This is a genomic window from Ruegeria sp. AG7 (assembly GCF_056541545.1).
Genome location: NZ_JBQFYP010000001.1, coordinates 484116 through 500798 on the forward strand (window position 1 = coordinate 484116; position 16683 = coordinate 500798).

Genomic DNA, 16683 nt, shown 5'->3' on the forward strand with positions numbered 1-16683 from the left:
ATAAATGCAAGCCGCGCGCTCAGCTTCGGCGGCGCAGGAACTTGAGCCCGGACCAATCGGCGTCAACCGCGCAAACCTGCACGTCGACCCAGCCCAGCGGCAGGATTTCACCGCGCAGCATATCCTCGGTCACACCTGCGTGCAGGGGCGAAGATTTCTTGGCCCAGGAGACCCACAGCATTCCTCCGGGCCGTATGTGGGCGATTTGCTCAGCGGCCATTTCGGCGATCTGGTCCGGGTGGTTCAGGAACATGTGAACCGCATCCGCGAGATCGGCTACGGGGTCGAACAGAACACCGTCGGCACCCGCTGTCAGGTTGGGATAATTGGCAGGGGCGTTGAGCGTGCGGACCGCATATCCGGGTTTGAAACCCAGTTTCGCCCAGAGCGGTTTGCCCGAGTATCCAGTTGCAGGTTTATTTGTCATAACGGTTTGAACTTAATGGACAAACCACATGATGACAATTGGCTGGCTGAGGCACAAAAAAGCCCGCCCGATTGCTCGGGCAGGCGCATCAGGTCGATGACCGTAGTGCTTATTCTTCGGCTGCGGCCTCTTCGGCGGCAGCGCGGGCTTTGTCCGCGGCGCCTTTGGCATCGATGTCGCGATCGACGAATTCGATGATCGCCATCGGAGCCATGTCACCATAGCGGAATCCGGCTTTCAGGATGCGGACATAACCGCCCTGACGCTCAGCATAGCGGGGGCCCAGAACTTCGAACAGCTTGGCGACGTCTTTGTCTTCTTTCAGCTGAGCTGCGGCCTGACGGCGGGCGTGCAGGTCGCCGCGCTTGCCCAGGGTGATCAGCTTTTCGATGATCGGGCGCAGTTCTTTTGCTTTGGGCAGAGTTGTCTTGATCTGCTCATGTTCGATGAGCGAGCCAGCCATGTTTGCAAACAGAGCCTTGCGGTGCTCATGAGTACGGTTCAGGCGGCGGTAACCACGTGCGTGACGCATTTTTCAATTCCTTCTTTCGCGTTTTGCTTTGTCCGGCCTCCGATGCGTGTCAGAGGCTCACCTTGGGGCGGGATTGCCCGGATTGTACGTTTTGTACCGGCTTTCAGACCCCATTGGTCCGAAATGTACAAAACCTGCGACGGCAGGTTGGACCCGCCGCCGCAGCCGAAGATGCTTAGAACGCGTCTTCGAATTTCTTTGCCAGATCTTCGATGTTGTCGGGCGGCCAATCCTCGACATCCATGCCGAGGTGCAGACCCATGCCGGACAGCACTTCCTTGATCTCGTTCAGCGACTTGCGGCCGAAGTTCGGGGTGCGCAGCATCTCGGCTTCGGTCTTCTGGATCAGGTCGCCGATATAGACGATGTTGTCGTTCTTCAGGCAGTTTGCCGAACGGACCGACAGTTCCAGCTCGTCCACTTTCTTCAGCAGCAGCGGGTTGAACTCCAGACCATCGTCTTCGTCCTGACGGTTTGCCGATTCCGGCTCGTCGAAGTTGACGAAGATCGAAAGCTGATCCTGCAGGATGCGCGCGGCGTAGGCCAGTGCGTCATCGGGAGTGATCGAACCGTCGGTATCGATCTTCAGGGTCAGCTTGTCATAGTCCAGAACCTGACCTTCGCGGGTCGGCTGCACGTCATAGGCGACTTTCTTGACCGGCGAATAGATCGCGTCGATCGGGATCAGGCCGATGGGCGCATCTTCCGGCTTGTTCTTTTCGGCCGAAACGTAACCCTTACCGGTGTTGACGGTCAGCTCCATGAACAGGTCGGCGCCGTCGTCCAGGTGACAGATGACGTGATCGCGGTTCAGAACCTCGATACCTGCGCTTTCGCTGATGTCACCTGCGGTAACGATTGCCGGACCTTTGGCATTGATCGACAGGCGCTTGGGGCCTTCGACTTCCATGCGCAGGGCAACCTGCTTGAGGTTCAGGATGATGTCGGTGACGTCTTCGCGCACGCCCGCCACGCTCGAGAACTCGTGCAGGACGTTGTCGATCTGGACGCTGGTAATGGCCGCGCCTTGCAGCGAGCTCATCAGGACGCGACGCAGGGCGTTGCCCAGGGTCAGACCAAAACCACGCTCCAGCGGTTCGGCAACCAGAGTCGCCTGACGCGCAGGGTCGTTGCCCGGCTTGGCTTCCAGCTGGGTCGGCTTGATCAATTCTGCCCAATTCTTGTGGATCATGTAATCCCTCCATTCCTGCCCGCGCCCCATGACCAACAAGGTGCAGACGCCCGAGGTTCAAAATGACGTGCTGGGGCCGTGTAAAAACACAGCCCCAGCTTAATTTCAGATCGCTTAGACGCGACGACGCTTCGGCGGACGGCAGCCGTTGTGAGCAATCGGGGTCACGTCACGGATCGACGTGATGTTGAAGCCCACGGCAGCCAGTGCGCGCAGAGCCGACTCACGACCCGAACCGGGGCCCTGAACTTCGACTTCCAGCGTCTTGACGCCATGTTCCTGCGCTTTCTTGCCTGCGTCTTCCGCAGCCATCTGCGCGGCATACGGGGTAGATTTCCGCGATCCCTTGAAGCCCATGGTACCGGCAGACGACCACGAGATGGCGTTGCCCTGTACGTCCGAGATCAGGATCTTGGTGTTGTTGAAGGTCGAGTTCACATGGGCAACGCCCGATGCGATGTTCTTGCGCTCTTTGCGCTTGATGCGAGTCTTATCGCGTGCCATCAGTCAGACCCTCCCTTATTTCTTCTTACCGGCAATGGCCTTTGCGGGGCCTTTGCGGGTACGAGCGTTGGTGTGGGTACGCTGACCGCGAACCGGCAGGTTGCGGCGGTGACGCAGACCGCGATAGCAGCCCAGGTCCATCAGACGCTTGACGTTCATCTGAACTTCGCGACGCAGGTCACCTTCGACGGTGTAGTTGGCGTCGATATGTTCGCGGATGGCCAGAACTTCGGCATCCGACAGTTCATTGACGCGGCGGTGCGATTCAATGCCCACGGCTTCGCAGATCGCGTTGGCCGAGGTGTTGCCGATACCGGTGATATATGTGAGGGCGATTGGAACCCGCTTTGCAGTCGGGATGTTTACGCCGGCAATACGTGCCACGTGTCACTTTCCTTTTTGTTGCGGTTCCGTAACTCCGGAACCTTTTTTCACAACACTTTACCGTGGCAGTGACGCCAGAGGGTCCAGTATTATTCGAGGTGGTCGGGGCAATTGGGACGAATCCCGCATGCAGTCTTGATTCCCTTTAGGGATGGGGGTCGATATGGGCTTTTGGTGGGGCCGTCAAGCCCCAACTTTCGGTCAACCCAGTATCGCCTCGATCGACGCGGTGACTTCCTTGATATCCGCCAGCCCATTCACCGGACGCAGATCGCCCTTGGCGTAGTAATAGCCAATCAGCGGCGACGTCTTCTTGTAGTATTCCATCAGGCGCGTGCGCAGGCTGTCTTCGTTGTCGTCGGCGCGGCGTTGGAAATCATTTTCCTTGCCGCAATTGGTGCATTTACCATCTGCCGGGATCGGTTTGGTGTTGTCGTTATAGACCTCACCACAGCCACCACAGGTCGAACGCGCCGTGATCCGGCCCACCAGCGCGTCGTCATCAACGCGCATCTCGATCACGGTGTGCAGCGACTGGCCCAGCTTGGCCAGCAAAGCGGCCAGAGCATCGGCCTGCGCCAGCGTGCGGGGAAAGCCGTCAAAGATGAAACCGGCCCCTGTTTCGGTGGTCAGTTTCTCTTCGATCAGGCCGATCACGATTTCATCGGTGACCAGCTTGCCCGCGTCCATGATCGCCGCAACCTTCCGGCCCATCTCGGTGCCCGAGGTCTTGGCTTCGCGCAGCATGTCGCCCGTGCTGAGCTGCACCATGCCACGTGTTTCCACCAGGTGACGGGCCTGCGTTCCTTTCCCAGCCCCCGGGGGGCCCAAAAGAATGATATTCATCGACGAGAGGGTCCCTTCCTGCCGCGTTTCTTGCTTTTGCCGCGCAGTTGAGACTTTTCGATAAGCCCTTCGTATTGATGCGCCAGAAGATGGCTCTGAACCTGCTGGATCGTATCCATGGTCACGGAGACGATAATCAGAACCGAGGTGCCGCCGAAATAGAACGGGATGGCAAACTGGTTGCGCAGAATCTCGGGCAGCAGGCAGACCAGTGCCAGATAGGCCGACCCCAGAACCAGCACGCGGTTGACCACGTATTCCAGATACTCGGCGGTTTTCTTGCCCGGACGGATACCGGGCACGAACCCGTTCTGCTTTTTCAGGTTGTCCGCCACATCATCCGGTTTGAACGACACGTTGAACGTGTAGAAATATGCAAAGAACACGATCATCGACGCGAAGAACAGCAGATACAGCGGCTGTCCGGGGCCGAAATTGGCCAGCAGCCACGACATGACCGGCCCATTTGCCGCGCCCGACGAGAAGGTCGAGATCGTCACCGGCAGCAGCAGCAGCGAGCTGGCAAAGATCGCCGGGATCACGCCCGCGGGGTTGACCTTGACCGGCAGGTGGCTGGAGCCGCCTTCGTAGATTTTCATCCCGGCCTGACGGCGCGGGTACTGAATATGGATCTTTCGCAGCGCCCGTTCCATGAAGACCACGAACATGATGACGGCAATCACCATCACGATCACGCCAACGATCACGGCGGGGCTGATTGCGCCCGAACGGCCCGACGCGAAGAACTGCGCCAAGGCGGCGGGGACCTCGGCGATGATGCCGACGAAAATGATCAGAGAGATACCGTTGCCGATGCCGCGTGCGGTGATCTGCTCACCCAGCCACATCAGGAACATGGTGCCGCCGACCAGTGTGATCATGGTCGACATGCGGAAATACAGCCCCGGATCGGTCGCCAGATCGCCCGATTCCAGCGAAACGGCCAGACCATAGGCCTGGACGGTGGCCAGCGCCACGGTGCCGAAACGGGTGTATTGGTTGATCTTCTTGCGGCCCTGCTCGCCCTCTTTCTTGAGCTGTTCGAGCGCGGGAACCATCGACGTCAGCAGCTGCACGATGATCGAGGCCGAGATATAGGGCATGATGCCAAGGGCAAAGATGCCCATTCGGCCAAGCGCCCCGCCCGTAAACATCGAAACCATGCCGCCGATGCCCTGCCCCGCCTGTTCCATGAACTCGCGCAATGCTGCTCCGTCGATCCCCGGCACCGGAATGAAGGTGCCCAGACGATAGACGATCAGCAAACCCAGCGTGAACAGGATGCGGTTGCGCAGATCGGTGGCCTTGCCAAGGGCAGCCCAGCTTGTGTTGGCTGCCATTTGTTCTGCTGCTGATACCATAAAGTCGGTCTCTCTTATGCAAACGCCGCCCGGAACCGTTTTCCGGCTCGGACGGCGTCTTGGAAAACTCTGAAGTCTATGTAAGCGGGTCTTTGCCCGCTCACAAGCGCTTACTCTGCCGCAGCGGCTTTTGTGACTTTCAGTGAACCGCCCGCTTTTTCAACTGCCTCGACAGCAGCTTTCGACGCACCGGTCACTTCCAGATCAACCTTGGCGCTGATCTCGCCTTTGGCCAGAACGCGGATACCGTCCAGCTTGCGGCGGACCAGACCGGACGCAACCAGAGCGTCTTCGGTGATCGCAGCCTTGGCGTCCAGCTTGCCGGCTTCGACGAATTTCTGGATCAGGCCCAGGTTGATGACGGCGAATTCCTTGCGGTTTGGCTTGTTGAAGCCACGCTTGGGCAGACGCTGGTACAAGGGCATCTGACCGCCTTCATAGCCATTGATGGCCACACCCGAGCGGGATTTCTGGCCTTTGATACCACGGCCACCCATTTTACCTTTGCCGGAACCCGGACCACGGCCAACGCGGGTGCGTTTTGGGGCGGCGCCAGGATTGTCGCGCAATTCGTTCAGTTTCATTTCGCTTCTCCTAAGCCGGATATGACCCCCGAAGCGTGATGGGCCAAACACGGCATTTCTTGGTTTTGATTCTCGCGGCCAAAAAGCCACCGCAGGCGTATAGGCCCGATGGCAGGGCTTGGCAAGACTGTAGATCGCCAGCCGCTTGTCATGACCGGCAAAAGCCCCGGGACCGGCCCCGCGGGTGAACCCAAAAGGACACCTTCACCGGGGTCTGACCGAAAATCGAGCACGAAATATGGCGATTTTGGCAATTATCGCTTGCCATGACCGGGCGGTAGTCTATCCGGATTGCCACAAACAAGAACTTGGCAGGCGCATGACTGAAACCACTCTCTCGACCCGGAAACAGCCGGAGACTACCGCTGCACGTGACTGGGTAACAACGCTTGCCAAATATCGCGAACCCGACCAGCTGCGCAGCGCGTTTGAGCTGGGCGTCAGTATCATCCCCTTCTTCGCGCTCTGGGCTTTGTCCTGGATGTTGCTGTCGGTCAGCTATTGGCTTGCTTTTGCGATTTCCGTTCTCAACGCGGCCTTTCTGTTGCGCCTGTTTGCCATCCAGCACGATTGCGGGCACGGCGCGTTCTTCAAGAACCGGACGGTCAGTGACTGGGTTGGACGCTCGATCGGAGTTCTGACGCTGACACCTTATGATGTCTGGCGCCGCACGCATTCCACACATCACAACAGTTCCGGCAATCTGGGCAAACGCGGGATGGGCGATATCCACACCCTGACCGTGGCCGAGTATCAGGCGAAAACCCCGATGAACCGGTTCTGGTATCGTGTGTATCGAAACCCGATCACCCTGTTCGTCTTTGGCCCCGGATATCTGTTCCTGTTTCAGAACCGCCTTCCACTGGGTCTGACCGACAGCGTCCGGTTCTGGGTCAGCGCGATGGCCACCAATCTTGCAATTCTGGTTGCGCTTGTGGCCATCTACTATTTTGGCGGGCTGATGCCGATGGTGCTGATCTTCCTGCCCTCGACCCTGATTGCCGCCACCGCCGGGGTATGGCTGTTCTATGTGCAACACCAGTTCGAGGACACACATTGGGACGCCGATGAAGACTGGCAGTTGCACGAAGCGGCGCTGCACGGAAGCTCTCATTATATATTGCCGTCCGTGTTGCAGTGGTTCACCGCCAATATCGGCATCCACCACGTGCATCACCTGTACAGCCGCATTCCGTTCTATCGCCTGACCGAAGTGCTGCGCGACCATGATGAGCTGGCCAACAGCAACCGGATGACCATCCGCGAGAGCCTCGCCAACGCGCGCCTGCACCTGTGGGATGAGCAAAGCCGCCGACTGCTGTCCTTCGCCGAAGCCCGCGCACTTTATGGGTGAGGGGTTCGTTCAACGGCTCTGAACGCCGGAAAGAAAACTTCGAAAAAGCAGGAGTTCTTTTACTTAGATGAGTTTCTGCTGGGAGCCCAAAGCGGTCCCGCGACTTCTTCTCGACGACATCTGGCTAAGTGTGCAAAACTGGAGGGGAAAGACCACGAGCCATGATGCTGAAATGAGCGAAAACTCTAATCGAAAATTAGCTGCTATTCTGGCGGCTGATGTAGTTGACTATTCACGCCTAGTCGCCGAGGACGAGGAAGGGACCGTTCGTGCATTCCGAGTTTTGCGTGAAACGATTGTTGATCCAATCATAGAAAAATTCGGAGGTAGGATAGCCAATACGGCTGGCGATAGCTTGATCGTGGAATTTGCAAGCGTGGTCGAAGCGGTAAAATGTGCATGGGACATTCAGTCCAGCGTCGCCCGCTACAACTCGGCGTCCGAAACTGGCCGTGAGATTTTGTTTCGGATCGGTGTCAATGTTGGCGACGTGATTGCCAATGGCCAAGACCTGCTCGGCGATGGCGTTAATGTTGCAGCCCGGTTGGAAGCTATTGCTGATCCGGGCGGTATCATCGTCAGTAAGGCGGTGGCTGACTACACCAAAGGCAAAACTGACTTCTACTTTCACCCGCTGGGTTCCAAGCGTTTGAAAAATATTGACCGCCAGGTGGAAGTATTCAGTGCTAAATCTGTAGCCCCTTTGCCAGAGAAAAGACGCACTCCACTCTTGCTTGCTGCATTATCTGTCATTCTGGCACTTGGCGCAGGCCTTTTTTTCTGGCTATCCCCGTTTGCGTCCAAGCCTTCAGGTCCGCCGCGAATTGCCGTCCTCGCTCTGGATGACCACAGCACCGGCGACGACAAAGGCTGGCTGAGCGACGGAATTGCGGAAGGTATCATTACGGAACTGGCCAGCTATCGTGAATTTCTCGTACTGGCACGAAACTCAAGCTTTAGCTTCCGGGACAAGCCTACCGATATTACCGACATAGCAAAGCAGTTGAATGCGGATTACGTGGTCGAGGGCAGTCAACAGAAATCTAAGGACAGGCTCAGGGTGACCGTCCAATTGATCAATGGCCACGACGGTTCGCACATATGGGCGGACGAGTTCGACGCTTCCATCGACGAGTTATTCGAAGTCCAATCGCAGATTGTGCGAAGCATTGCTACGCAGATCGGCAGCGAATTGACCTCGAAACCGCCACCAAGCGGAGGAAGAGCAAAGGTAGATGCTCTGCACTGGTACTTAACGGGCGTGAATGAGTTCCAAAAAAGATCTCCGGAAGCGAGGCAGGCAGCCGCACAACTGTTCGAACAGTCCATTGAGGCAGATCCCGATGCACCCTTCGGATACGCTGGTATGGCAACCTTGATTTATTTCGACTTGCTTCAGGGATGGGTCTATCCCGATGTCCCTCGCAATGAGCTTATTCGACGAGGCGTTGAATTTGCAGAGAAGGCTCTTGATGCAGATCCCACGTTTTATGAATCGCATATTGCACGTGGCGATCTTCATCTTGCCGTCGGTGAACACGCAGATGCGGTGAAAAGATATCAAATGGCGCTTGAACTGAACCCAAGCAGCAGTGAAGCGATGGCAGTTGCCAATGATCCCTTGCTGTATCTCGGTCGTGCCGACGAAGCTGTTGCGTTGATGGAGCGTGCGATTGACATCAATCCAATAACTCCCGGCTGGTATTTCAACGAACTTTCCCGCGCCTATTGGGCAGTTGGGCGATGTGACGAGGGGCTTGAAGCGATCAAGCGTAGACCAACGCTCCGAGCATGGGACTACAGGGCAATGATCGTCAACCTCACATGCCTCGGCGAAATAGACGAAGCGCAAAAGGTGGCCGCCAAGCTTCTGGAACTCGATCCCGACTTTACGATCGGTACACACGGCAACCAAATTCGCGAGACCGTAAACAACCCGGAGTTCCTTGAGCGTTGGTTAAACGGCCTCCGGGCAGCCGGATTACCAGAGAACTGAACCAGCTAGAATTTGACCAATTTTGTCATTTTGGCTTCCTGACGGATTTTGAGCGGCGGCTAAGTCCGCATTGCGGTCATTGCCCCTAGAGTTTGATGCGGATAGTGTCATTCTCATGAAATATATCCCCAAAGAAACGACAGATGACGCCCTTATTAAAGAGTTCCTAGATAAGGGAGGCAAAGTCAGCGTCGGAAAAACCAAACCTGCACGCGTTGAGCTGGGTTTAAGCAACAATGTTTGGAATAACAAGCTGACCAAGGACGAGAAGGCCGCGCGCGACAAAAAGTGATCGTGCAGGAGCGGATCGTCTTTCGCGCTCTTAAACGCCGAAACGTGCGTGTGCAGGCTTTCTGATATGTGCTAAGAGAATGTGCTTTATCCTATAGACACCCACCGCCAACACTGCTAAACGCTCCCAATCTTGCGGCCTCGGATTCGTTCCGGGGCCTTAGATATTTTGCAACCGGGGACCTTCGGGGCCCTATACCTTTGGCACCTACGGGGGCCTATCACATAGCGGGGGACCTCCCCTGCACTTGCTAAACGGAAGACAGAAAGCATGGCACTCAAGTCGTACAAGCCGACGACGCCGGGCCAGCGCGGGCTGGTGCTGATCGACCGTTCGGAGCTTTGGAAAGGACGTCCGGTCAAGTCTCTCACAGAGGGTTTGACCAAATCGGGCGGCCGGAACAACACCGGACGGATCACTTCACGCCGCCGCGGCGGTGGCGCAAAGCGTCTCTACCGGATCGTTGACTTCAAACGGAACAAATTTGATGTCGCGGCAACCGTCGAGCGGATCGAATATGACCCGAACCGGACCGCGTTCATCGCACTGGTAAAATACGAAGACGGCGAGCAGGCGTATATCCTGGCTCCGCAGCGTCTGGCTGTTGGTGACAAGGTCATCGCGTCGGCAAAGGCCGATATCAAGCCGGGCAACGCAATGCCGTTCTCGGGCATGCCCATCGGTACCATCGTCCACAACATCGAGATGAAGCCTGGCAAAGGCGGTCAGATCGCACGTGCGGCCGGTACTTACGCTCAGTTTGTTGGCCGCGATGGCGGTTACGCTCAGATCCGTCTGAGCTCGGGCGAGCTGCGCATGGTCCGTCAGGAATGCATGGCCACCATCGGTGCCGTGTCCAACCCCGACAACAGCAACCAGAACATCGGTAAAGCCGGTCGTATGCGCCACAAGGGCGTGCGTCCGTCGGTTCGTGGTGTTGCTATGAACCCGATCGATCACCCGCATGGTGGTGGTGAGGGTCGTACCTCGGGTGGCCGTACGCCGGTTACGCCGTGGGGTAAGGACACCAAGGGTAAGCGTACCCGCAACAAGAACAAAGCGTCCCAGAAGCTGATCATCCGCTCGCGGCACGCCAAGAAGAAGGGACGTTAATCCATGTCTCGCTCTGTTTGGAAGGGTCCTTTCGTCGATGCTTACGTGCTGAAAAAAGCCGAAGCAGCGCGCGAGTCGGGCCGCAACGAAGTCATCAAGATCTGGTCGCGTCGTTCCACCATCCTGCCCCAGTTCGTGGGTCTGACCTTTGGTGTGTACAACGGCCAGAAGCATATCCCGGTAAACGTCTCGGAAGACATGATCGGTCAGAAGTTCGGTGAATATTCGCCGACCCGGACCTATTATGGCCACGCCGCAGACAAAAAAGCGAAGCGGAAGTAAGTCATGGGCAAGGAAAAGAACCCCCGCCGCGTGGCTGAAAACGAAGCAATGGCGAAAACGCGCATGCTTCGCACCAGCCCGCAGAAACTGAACCTGGTAGCAGCTATGATCCGCGGCAAGAAAGTCGAGAAGGCCCTGACCGACCTGACTTTCTCGAACAAGCGTGTCGCGCAGGACGTCAAGAAGTGCCTGCAGTCCGCAATCGCGAATGCCGAAAACAACCACAACCTGGACGTTGACGAGCTGATCGTCGCCGAAGCCTGGGTTGGCAAGAACCTGGTCATGAAGCGCGGTCGCCCGCGTGCCCGTGGCCGTTTCGGCAAGATCATGAAGCCGTTCTCGGAGATCACCATCAAGGTGCGTCAAGTTGAGGAGCAAGCCTAATGGGACATAAAGTCAATCCGATCGGCATGCGCCTTCAGGTCAACCGCACCTGGGACAGCCGCTGGTACGCAGATACCAAGGACTACGGTGATCTTCTGCTGGAAGACCTCAAGATCCGTGAGTTCATCCAGAAAGAGTGCAAGCAGGCCGGTGTTGCCCGTGTGATCATCGAACGTCCGCACAAGAAGTGCCGCGTTACGATCCACACCGCACGTCCGGGTGTCATCATCGGCAAGAAAGGTGCGGACATCGAAGTCCTGCGCAAGAAGCTGGCTGCGATGACCGACAGCGAACTGCACCTGAACATCGTCGAAGTGCGCAAGCCCGAGCTTGACGGTCAGCTGGTTGCCGAGTCGATCGCTCAGCAGCTGGAACGCCGTGTTTCGTTCCGCCGCGCGATGAAGCGTGCCGTACAGAACGCCATGCGCATGGGCGCCCTGGGTATCCGGGTGAACGTCGCTGGCCGTCTGGGTGGTGCCGAAATCGCACGGACCGAATGGTACCGCGAAGGCCGTGTGCCGCTGCACACGCTGCGCGCCGACATCGATTACGCACATGCCGAAGCGATGACCCCCTACGGGATCATCGGGATCAAGGTCTGGATCTTCAAAGGGGAGATCATGGAGCACGATCCGCAGGCACGTGACCGTAAAGCACAGGAACTCCAGGACGGCCCTGCACCTCGTGGTGCTGGTGGCGGTCGTCGCTAAGGAGGGAAAGATATGCTTCAACCAAAGCGTACAAAATTCCGCAAGTTGCACAAAGGCCGGATCAAGGGCGAAGCCAAGGGCGGCTCTGATCTGAACTTTGGCACCTACGGCTTGAAAGCGATTGAGCCTGAGCGTGTAACCGCACGCCAGATCGAGGCTGCACGTCGTGCCATGACGCGTCACATGAAGCGTCAGGGCCGTGTCTGGATCCGCATCTTCCCCGACACTCCGGTCACGGCAAAGCCGATCGAAGTTCGTATGGGTAAAGGTAAGGGCTCGGTCGACCGCTGGGTTTGCAAGGTCAAGCCCGGTCGCGTGATGTTCGAGATCGACGGCGTCAATGACGACATCGCCCGCGAGGCCCTGCGCCTGGCTGCGATGAAGCTGCCGATCAAGACCCGCGTCGTGGTTCGCGAAGACTGGTAAGCGATCCGGGGGCACCCCCGCTCGTGACAAGATTGACCCCCGTCGGAACACCGGCGGGGGTTTTTCTTTAGGGGGCTCTGCCCCCGCCGCGCGTGCCGCGCGCCTCCCCCGGGATATTTTGGGCTAGATGAAGCAGGGGATCCGTTCTTCATCTGGCTGCAAATATCCCGGAGCGCGAGGCAGAGCCTCGCAAAACAGCCATCGCGTTCACTGCGCGGCTGGTTTAAGACAGCCCCATGCCACAGATTGAATCACTCTTCGTCACCCGCCTCTATCGTGCCTCTTTGTCCGAGTTCGGTCCCCCGATCGATGCGGAGGAGTTGGAAAGCTCGTGCCTTGTCATCGCCGAGGATGACGAGGCCGGTCAGGACTGGTGCGAAGAAAACGGCTATCCCGGTTACACCAGCTATGCTTCGCTGACCGACCTGCCCTGGCGGTTTCCGATATTCGCCGATCTGGTCAAGGCGCTGGACAGCCATGTGGCGGCTTTTGCCAAGGATCTGGAGTTTGATCTGGGCGAGGGTAAGCTGAAGCTGGAAGACCTGTGGATCAACATCCTGCCCGAGGGTGGCATGCATTCCAGCCACCTGCACCCGCACAGTGTGATTTCCGGCACCACCTATGTGGCGATGCCCGAAGGCGCGAGCGCGCTGAAGCTGGAAGACCCCCGCTCAGGCCGCATGATGGCCGCGCCGACGCGGCTGAAAGGCGGGCGGCGCGATTTGCAGCCCTTCATCTATGTGAAGCCGCAGGTGGGCGATGTTCTGCTGTGGGAAAGCTGGCTGCGCCACGAGGTGCCGATGAACATGGCCGAGGAAGAGCGGATTTCAGTGAGTTTCAACTATAAGTGGGAGTGAGCATCAGCTCATTGCACGGTAGTTGTTCAGTGTAGCGTTTGCGAGACGAACGGGCGGCCCCCTACCAATCACGATTCACAAAGAGTTTTCGATAACACTTGCAATATGTGCCGACATGGACCATGTGAGGCACGCTTACGTTTTTCTTTTTCGACCACTGTCTCCCGATATTCGGCGTTCAGTCTCTCGATCCAGACCGACCACGCCGCGCTGTCGCAATTCCGCGGACAGCAATTATTTGGAGAATACGGATATGGCCAATGGCACCGTAAAATGGTTCAACACAACTAAAGGTTTTGGCTTCATCGCACCGGAGACCGGTGGCAAAGACGTGTTTGTACACATCTCTGCTGTCGAACGCTCGGGTCTGACCGGTCTGGCCGACAACCAGAAAGTAACATTCGACATCGAGCCCGGCCGTGACGGCCGCGAGTCGGCTGTGAACATCGCTCTGGCGTAAGTCGCCCAGACTTAGACAGTTGCAGACGCGGTCTCGTGCAAACGGGGCCGCGTTTTTCGTAAAAGCGAATTTGAGCCATCTGATCTCAATCATTCCATTGGGTTCAGACACACGATAGAATCCAAGCTATGCACCCGCCCGTCATGTTGAGGTGTATTGTTCAGGCTTTGGTCAGGCATTTACGATGCAAGCCCTATTCTCATTCGTTCTGGTTGCGACAATTGCCTGCACGACAAGTGCTGTGGGGCAAGTTGCGAACCCGCACCGCATCTACGAAGACAGCTGTGCCGGATGCCACGCCCCCCATTCCGGTGATTTCGTTTGGGATGAGCTTGGTGTGTCAGATGGCGTGCTGGTCGGAGCCCGGTCCGGACGGGCGGTCGAAAATTACTTGCGCTCCGGTCATGGCGGGGTGACTACGGACAAGGCCGAGGTACTGCTTGCTCATTTCCGGATTATCCGGGACTCGGGCGGTGTCTTCATCGAGAAATGCCGTATTTGCCATGTGACCGCCGTGGAGCTTGTGCGAAACAATCTGATCCTTGACGAAGGGAAGCTGACGGGGCGATATACCGGGCGTGACATCGGAGCGTTCCTGGACGGTCATGGCCGTCTTTCGCCGGAAGAGGTTTCCGAGATGCTGTCCGTATTGACCAGAGTGGCAAATAGCCAGGGTCTGACACGGTGACACAAGCGGGTTTTTGATTTCGGGAAATTCCCTGTTCCCGCATGGCAAACTTTCCCTTGCCACCCCACCCCTAACCCCCTATAGAGCGGCATCTTGCGGTCTCCCGGCGTTGTCGGGCGATTCGTATGTCTATCATTCATCCACCAGGTCAAAGGTGACCCGAGTACGGGGCCTTCTGGTGTTTTGAGCAAAGGAAAAGGCGATGAACGCCCAAGAACTGCGTGACAAGACCCCTGATCAGCTCCGCGAGGAACTGGTCAACCTGAAGAAAGAAAGCTTTAACCTGCGCTTTCAACAGGCAACCGGTCAGCTGGAAAACACTGCTGGCATCAAAGCGGCCCGCCGCAACGCTGCCCGCGTCAAAACCATCCTGAACGAAAAGGCCGCTGCTGCGGCATCCGAGGAGTAATCAGATGCCCAAGCGTATCCTGCAAGGCACCGTGACCAGCGACGCCAACGAACAGACCATCACCGTGCTGGTCGAGCGCCGTTTCAAGCACCCGCTGCTGCACAAAACCGTTCGTAAGTCCAAGAAATACCGGGCTCATGACGAAAAGAACGCCTTCAAGGTCGGCGACTCTGTACGCATCATCGAATGCGCGCCGAAATCGAAGACGAAACGTTGGGAAGTTCTGGAAGCGTAAGCTTCCGGGATTTTTCATTTGTCGAAACCCTGGGGGATTTAATCAGACCAGCCCCCACAGGTCGGGAGAAACCACATGATCCAGATGCAGACCAATCTGGATGTCGCTGACAACTCTGGCGCACGCCGAGTTCAGTGCATCAAGGTCCTGGGTGGTTCCAAGCGTAAATACGCCTCCGTTGGCGACATCATTGTCGTCTCGGTGAAGGAAGCCATCCCGCGCGGCCGCGTAAAGAAAGGTGACGTCCGTAAGGCCGTCGTCGTACGCACCGCCAAGGAAGTCCGTCGCGAAGACGGCACCGCGATCCGTTTCGATCGCAACGCCGCCGTCATCCTGAACAACAACAACGAGCCCGTAGGTACCCGTATCTTTGGCCCCGTTGTTCGTGAACTGCGCGCGAAGAACTTCATGAAAATCATCTCGCTGGCTCCGGAGGTGCTGTAATCATGGCTGCTAAACTCCGCAAAGGCGACAAGGTCGTCGTGCTGTCCGGCAAGGACAAGGGCAAAGAGGGAACTATCACCTCGGTTGACCCCAAAGCCGGCAAAGCTGTGGTCGATGGCATCAACATCGCCATCCGCCACACCCGCCAGTCGCAAACCTCGCAAGGCGGCCGCCTGCCCAAAGCTCTGCCGGTCGATCTTTCGAACCTGGCACTGCTGGACAAGAACGGCAAAGCAACCCGCGTTGGCTTCCGCGTGGAAGGCGACAAGAAAGTTCGCTTCGCCAAGACCACAGGGGACGTGATCGATGCTTGATAACGCAACCTACACCCCGCGTCTGAAAGCGCAGTACGCCGAGACCATCCGTGCCGCTCTGAAAGAAGAGTTCGGCTACAAGAACGACATGCAGCTGCCCAAGCTGGAAAAAATCGTTCTGAACATCGGCTGTGGTGCCGAGGCCGTCAAAGACTCGAAGAAAGCGAAAGCTGCTGTCGAGGATCTGACTGCAATTGCCGGTCAACAGGCCGTTTCAACTAAGGCGAAGAAGTCGATCGCGGGTTTCCGCGTCCGGGAAGACATGCCGCTGGGTGCGAAAGTGACCCTGCGCGGTGACCGGATGTACGAATTCCTGGATCGTCTGATCACGATCGCAATGCCGCGTATTCGTGACTTCCGCGGTGTTAAGCCTTCTTTCGACGGTCGTGGCAACTTTGCCATGGGCATGAAAGAGCACATCGTGTTCCCGGAAATCGACTTCGACAAGGTCGACGAGGTCTGGGGCCTGGATATCGTAATTGCCACCACAGCGAAAACCGACGCTGAAGCAAAGGCATTGTTGAAAGCATTCAACATGCCGTTCAACGCGTAAGCGCCGGGAGGATTGAGACATGGCTAAAAAAGCAATGATCGAACGCGAAAAGAAGCGCGAACGCCTGGTGGCCAAATATGCCGCAAAGCGTGCCGAGCTGAAAGAAATCGCGAATGACGAGAGCAAGCCGATGGAAGAGCGTTTCAAAGCGCGTCTGAAACTGGCGAAACTGCCGCGCAACAGCTCGGCTACCCGTCTGCACAACCGTTGTCAGCTGACCGGTCGTCCCCACGCTTACTACCGTAAGCTGAAGGTCAGCCGTATCATGCTGCGCGAGCTGGGTTCTGCTGGTCAGATCCCCGGCATGGTGAAATCGAGCTGGTAAGGGAGACATAG

25 protein-coding genes are annotated in these 16683 nt (G+C 57.3%); 17 read left to right on the forward strand and 8 right to left on the reverse strand.

Annotated features, from left to right (window positions below; genetic code table 11):
- Positions 1-19: 19 nt before the first annotated feature.
- The 8 genes from ACR0BF_RS02510 to rplO form a co-directional block, all read right to left on the reverse strand.
- Complete coding sequence (locus tag ACR0BF_RS02510) at positions 20-427, reverse strand: glycosyltransferase (protein WP_480624205.1); 408 nt, start codon at positions 425-427, stop codon at positions 20-22.
- Between the two features lie 109 nt (positions 428-536).
- Positions 537-959, reverse strand: a complete 423-nt coding sequence (gene rplQ / locus ACR0BF_RS02515) for a 50S ribosomal protein L17 (RefSeq protein ID WP_480474043.1) — start codon at positions 957-959, stop codon at positions 537-539.
- Between the two features lie 175 nt (positions 960-1134).
- Positions 1135-2151, reverse strand: a complete 1017-nt coding sequence (locus ACR0BF_RS02520; RefSeq protein WP_480474044.1) for a DNA-directed RNA polymerase subunit alpha — start codon at positions 2149-2151, stop codon at positions 1135-1137.
- A 114-nt stretch (positions 2152-2265) separates the two neighbouring features.
- A complete protein-coding gene (gene rpsK, locus ACR0BF_RS02525) occupies positions 2266-2655 on the reverse strand; it encodes a 30S ribosomal protein S11 (protein ID WP_170462414.1) in 390 nt (129 codons plus the stop codon).
- Between the two features lie 15 nt (positions 2656-2670).
- A complete protein-coding gene (rpsM, locus tag ACR0BF_RS02530; protein ID WP_480474045.1) occupies positions 2671-3039 on the reverse strand; it encodes a 30S ribosomal protein S13 in 369 nt (122 codons plus the stop codon).
- A 201-nt stretch (positions 3040-3240) separates the two neighbouring features.
- Entirely contained in the window at positions 3241-3885 is a 645-nt protein-coding gene (locus ACR0BF_RS02535) for an adenylate kinase (protein WP_267363761.1), read from the reverse strand.
- Positions 3882-5246, reverse strand: coding sequence for a preprotein translocase subunit SecY (secY, locus tag ACR0BF_RS02540; protein ID WP_480474046.1), 1365 nt, complete (start codon positions 5244-5246; stop codon positions 3882-3884). Before secY ends, ACR0BF_RS02535 begins: the two co-directional genes overlap by 4 nt.
- A 110-nt stretch (positions 5247-5356) precedes the next feature.
- Positions 5357-5830, reverse strand: a complete 474-nt coding sequence (rplO, locus tag ACR0BF_RS02545) for a 50S ribosomal protein L15 (RefSeq protein WP_480496037.1) — start codon at positions 5828-5830, stop codon at positions 5357-5359.
- Positions 5831-6149: 319 nt separating this feature from the next.
- On the opposite strand from rplO, the gene ACR0BF_RS02550 reads away from it, so the two are divergent.
- The 17 genes from ACR0BF_RS02550 (at position 6150) to rpsN (ending at position 16672) form a co-directional block, all read left to right on the forward strand.
- Entirely contained in the window at positions 6150-7184 is a 1035-nt protein-coding gene (locus tag ACR0BF_RS02550) for a fatty acid desaturase (RefSeq protein WP_480624206.1), read from the forward strand.
- Between the two features lie 172 nt (positions 7185-7356).
- Positions 7357-9180: an adenylate/guanylate cyclase domain-containing protein gene (locus tag ACR0BF_RS02555; RefSeq protein WP_480624207.1), complete on the forward strand. Its 1824-nt coding sequence runs from the start codon at positions 7357-7359 to the stop codon at positions 9178-9180.
- A gap of 115 nt (positions 9181-9295) precedes the next feature.
- Positions 9296-9472, forward strand: coding sequence for a hypothetical protein (locus ACR0BF_RS02560; RefSeq protein ID WP_480520333.1), 177 nt, complete (start codon positions 9296-9298; stop codon positions 9470-9472).
- A gap of 270 nt (positions 9473-9742) precedes the next feature.
- Entirely contained in the window at positions 9743-10585 is an 843-nt protein-coding gene (gene rplB, locus ACR0BF_RS02565) for a 50S ribosomal protein L2 (RefSeq protein ID WP_480474051.1), read from the forward strand.
- Positions 10586-10588: 3 nt separating this feature from the next.
- A complete protein-coding gene (rpsS, locus tag ACR0BF_RS02570) occupies positions 10589-10867 on the forward strand; it encodes a 30S ribosomal protein S19 (protein WP_005980699.1) in 279 nt (92 codons plus the stop codon).
- Positions 10868-10870: 3 nt separating this feature from the next.
- A complete protein-coding gene (gene rplV, locus ACR0BF_RS02575) occupies positions 10871-11251 on the forward strand; it encodes a 50S ribosomal protein L22 (protein ID WP_209505855.1) in 381 nt (126 codons plus the stop codon).
- The gene (rpsC, locus tag ACR0BF_RS02580) at positions 11251-11961 is read left to right on the forward strand and encodes a 30S ribosomal protein S3 (protein ID WP_209505853.1); all 711 of its coding nucleotides are present in this window, start codon (positions 11251-11253) and stop codon (positions 11959-11961) included. Before rplV ends, rpsC begins: the two co-directional genes overlap by 1 nt.
- Before the next feature lie 12 nt (positions 11962-11973).
- Positions 11974-12387 carry a 50S ribosomal protein L16 gene (rplP, locus tag ACR0BF_RS02585; protein ID WP_267364819.1) on the forward strand — a complete coding sequence of 138 codons (414 nt, stop codon included), beginning with the start codon at positions 11974-11976 and terminating at the stop codon, positions 12385-12387.
- Positions 12388-12623: 236 nt separating this feature from the next.
- Positions 12624-13244, forward strand: a complete 621-nt coding sequence (locus tag ACR0BF_RS02590; protein ID WP_480474052.1) for a 2OG-Fe(II) oxygenase family protein — start codon at positions 12624-12626, stop codon at positions 13242-13244.
- Positions 13245-13497: 253 nt separating this feature from the next.
- Complete coding sequence (locus ACR0BF_RS02595; RefSeq protein ID WP_480474053.1) at positions 13498-13704, forward strand: cold-shock protein; 207 nt, start codon at positions 13498-13500, stop codon at positions 13702-13704.
- Positions 13705-13888: 184 nt separating this feature from the next.
- On the forward strand, positions 13889-14392 hold the full coding sequence (locus ACR0BF_RS02600; protein ID WP_480554839.1) for a hypothetical protein: 504 nt from the start codon (positions 13889-13891) through the stop codon (positions 14390-14392).
- Between the two features lie 202 nt (positions 14393-14594).
- On the forward strand, positions 14595-14801 hold the full coding sequence (gene rpmC / locus ACR0BF_RS02605; RefSeq protein ID WP_209505847.1) for a 50S ribosomal protein L29: 207 nt from the start codon (positions 14595-14597) through the stop codon (positions 14799-14801).
- A gap of 4 nt (positions 14802-14805) precedes the next feature.
- The gene (rpsQ, locus tag ACR0BF_RS02610; RefSeq protein ID WP_209505845.1) at positions 14806-15036 is read left to right on the forward strand and encodes a 30S ribosomal protein S17; all 231 of its coding nucleotides are present in this window, start codon (positions 14806-14808) and stop codon (positions 15034-15036) included.
- Positions 15037-15111: 75 nt separating this feature from the next.
- Positions 15112-15480, forward strand: a complete 369-nt coding sequence (rplN, locus tag ACR0BF_RS02615; RefSeq protein ID WP_005621870.1) for a 50S ribosomal protein L14 — start codon at positions 15112-15114, stop codon at positions 15478-15480.
- A 2-nt stretch (positions 15481-15482) separates the two neighbouring features.
- The gene (gene rplX, locus ACR0BF_RS02620) at positions 15483-15794 is read left to right on the forward strand and encodes a 50S ribosomal protein L24 (protein WP_480484776.1); all 312 of its coding nucleotides are present in this window, start codon (positions 15483-15485) and stop codon (positions 15792-15794) included.
- Positions 15787-16347, forward strand: a complete 561-nt coding sequence (rplE, locus tag ACR0BF_RS02625; protein WP_480484777.1) for a 50S ribosomal protein L5 — start codon at positions 15787-15789, stop codon at positions 16345-16347. Before rplX ends, rplE begins: the two co-directional genes overlap by 8 nt.
- 19 nt (positions 16348-16366) lie before the next feature.
- Positions 16367-16672 carry a 30S ribosomal protein S14 gene (rpsN, locus tag ACR0BF_RS02630; protein WP_142639784.1) on the forward strand — a complete coding sequence of 102 codons (306 nt, stop codon included), beginning with the start codon at positions 16367-16369 and terminating at the stop codon, positions 16670-16672.
- Positions 16673-16683: the final 11 nt, after the last annotated feature.

What these genes read in the sequence shown, in the direction of transcription:
- ACR0BF_RS02510 (WP_480624205.1), bottom strand. Translation starts at nt 427, where the DNA reads ATGACAAATAAACCTGCAACTGGATACTCGGGCAAACCGCTCTGGGCG.
- rplQ (WP_480474043.1), bottom strand. Translation starts at nt 959, where the DNA reads ATGCGTCACGCACGTGGTTACCGCCGCCTGAACCGTACTCATGAGCAC.
- ACR0BF_RS02520 (WP_480474044.1), bottom strand. Translation starts at nt 2,151, where the DNA reads ATGATCCACAAGAATTGGGCAGAATTGATCAAGCCGACCCAGCTGGAA.
- rpsK (WP_170462414.1), bottom strand. Translation starts at nt 2,655, where the DNA reads ATGGCACGCGATAAGACTCGCATCAAGCGCAAAGAGCGCAAGAACATC.
- ACR0BF_RS02535 (WP_267363761.1), bottom strand. Translation starts at nt 3,885, where the DNA reads ATGAATATCATTCTTTTGGGCCCCCCGGGGGCTGGGAAAGGAACGCAG.
- secY (WP_480474046.1), bottom strand. Translation starts at nt 5,246, where the DNA reads ATGGTATCAGCAGCAGAACAAATGGCAGCCAACACAAGCTGGGCTGCC.
- rplO (WP_480496037.1), bottom strand. Translation starts at nt 5,830, where the DNA reads ATGAAACTGAACGAATTGCGCGACAATCCTGGCGCCGCCCCAAAACGC.
- ACR0BF_RS02550 (WP_480624206.1), top strand. Translation starts at nt 6,150, where the DNA reads ATGACTGAAACCACTCTCTCGACCCGGAAACAGCCGGAGACTACCGCT.
- ACR0BF_RS02555 (WP_480624207.1), top strand. Translation starts at nt 7,357, where the DNA reads ATGAGCGAAAACTCTAATCGAAAATTAGCTGCTATTCTGGCGGCTGAT.
- ACR0BF_RS02560 (WP_480520333.1), top strand. Translation starts at nt 9,296, where the DNA reads ATGAAATATATCCCCAAAGAAACGACAGATGACGCCCTTATTAAAGAG.
- rplB (WP_480474051.1), top strand. Translation starts at nt 9,743, where the DNA reads ATGGCACTCAAGTCGTACAAGCCGACGACGCCGGGCCAGCGCGGGCTG.
- rpsS (WP_005980699.1), top strand. Translation starts at nt 10,589, where the DNA reads ATGTCTCGCTCTGTTTGGAAGGGTCCTTTCGTCGATGCTTACGTGCTG.
- rplV (WP_209505855.1), top strand. Translation starts at nt 10,871, where the DNA reads ATGGGCAAGGAAAAGAACCCCCGCCGCGTGGCTGAAAACGAAGCAATG.
- rpsC (WP_209505853.1), top strand. Translation starts at nt 11,251, where the DNA reads ATGGGACATAAAGTCAATCCGATCGGCATGCGCCTTCAGGTCAACCGC.
- rplP (WP_267364819.1), top strand. Translation starts at nt 11,974, where the DNA reads ATGCTTCAACCAAAGCGTACAAAATTCCGCAAGTTGCACAAAGGCCGG.
- ACR0BF_RS02590 (WP_480474052.1), top strand. Translation starts at nt 12,624, where the DNA reads ATGCCACAGATTGAATCACTCTTCGTCACCCGCCTCTATCGTGCCTCT.
- ACR0BF_RS02595 (WP_480474053.1), top strand. Translation starts at nt 13,498, where the DNA reads ATGGCCAATGGCACCGTAAAATGGTTCAACACAACTAAAGGTTTTGGC.
- ACR0BF_RS02600 (WP_480554839.1), top strand. Translation starts at nt 13,889, where the DNA reads ATGCAAGCCCTATTCTCATTCGTTCTGGTTGCGACAATTGCCTGCACG.
- rpmC (WP_209505847.1), top strand. Translation starts at nt 14,595, where the DNA reads ATGAACGCCCAAGAACTGCGTGACAAGACCCCTGATCAGCTCCGCGAG.
- rpsQ (WP_209505845.1), top strand. Translation starts at nt 14,806, where the DNA reads ATGCCCAAGCGTATCCTGCAAGGCACCGTGACCAGCGACGCCAACGAA.
- rplN (WP_005621870.1), top strand. Translation starts at nt 15,112, where the DNA reads ATGATCCAGATGCAGACCAATCTGGATGTCGCTGACAACTCTGGCGCA.
- rplX (WP_480484776.1), top strand. Translation starts at nt 15,483, where the DNA reads ATGGCTGCTAAACTCCGCAAAGGCGACAAGGTCGTCGTGCTGTCCGGC.
- rplE (WP_480484777.1), top strand. Translation starts at nt 15,787, where the DNA reads ATGCTTGATAACGCAACCTACACCCCGCGTCTGAAAGCGCAGTACGCC.
- rpsN (WP_142639784.1), top strand. Translation starts at nt 16,367, where the DNA reads ATGGCTAAAAAAGCAATGATCGAACGCGAAAAGAAGCGCGAACGCCTG.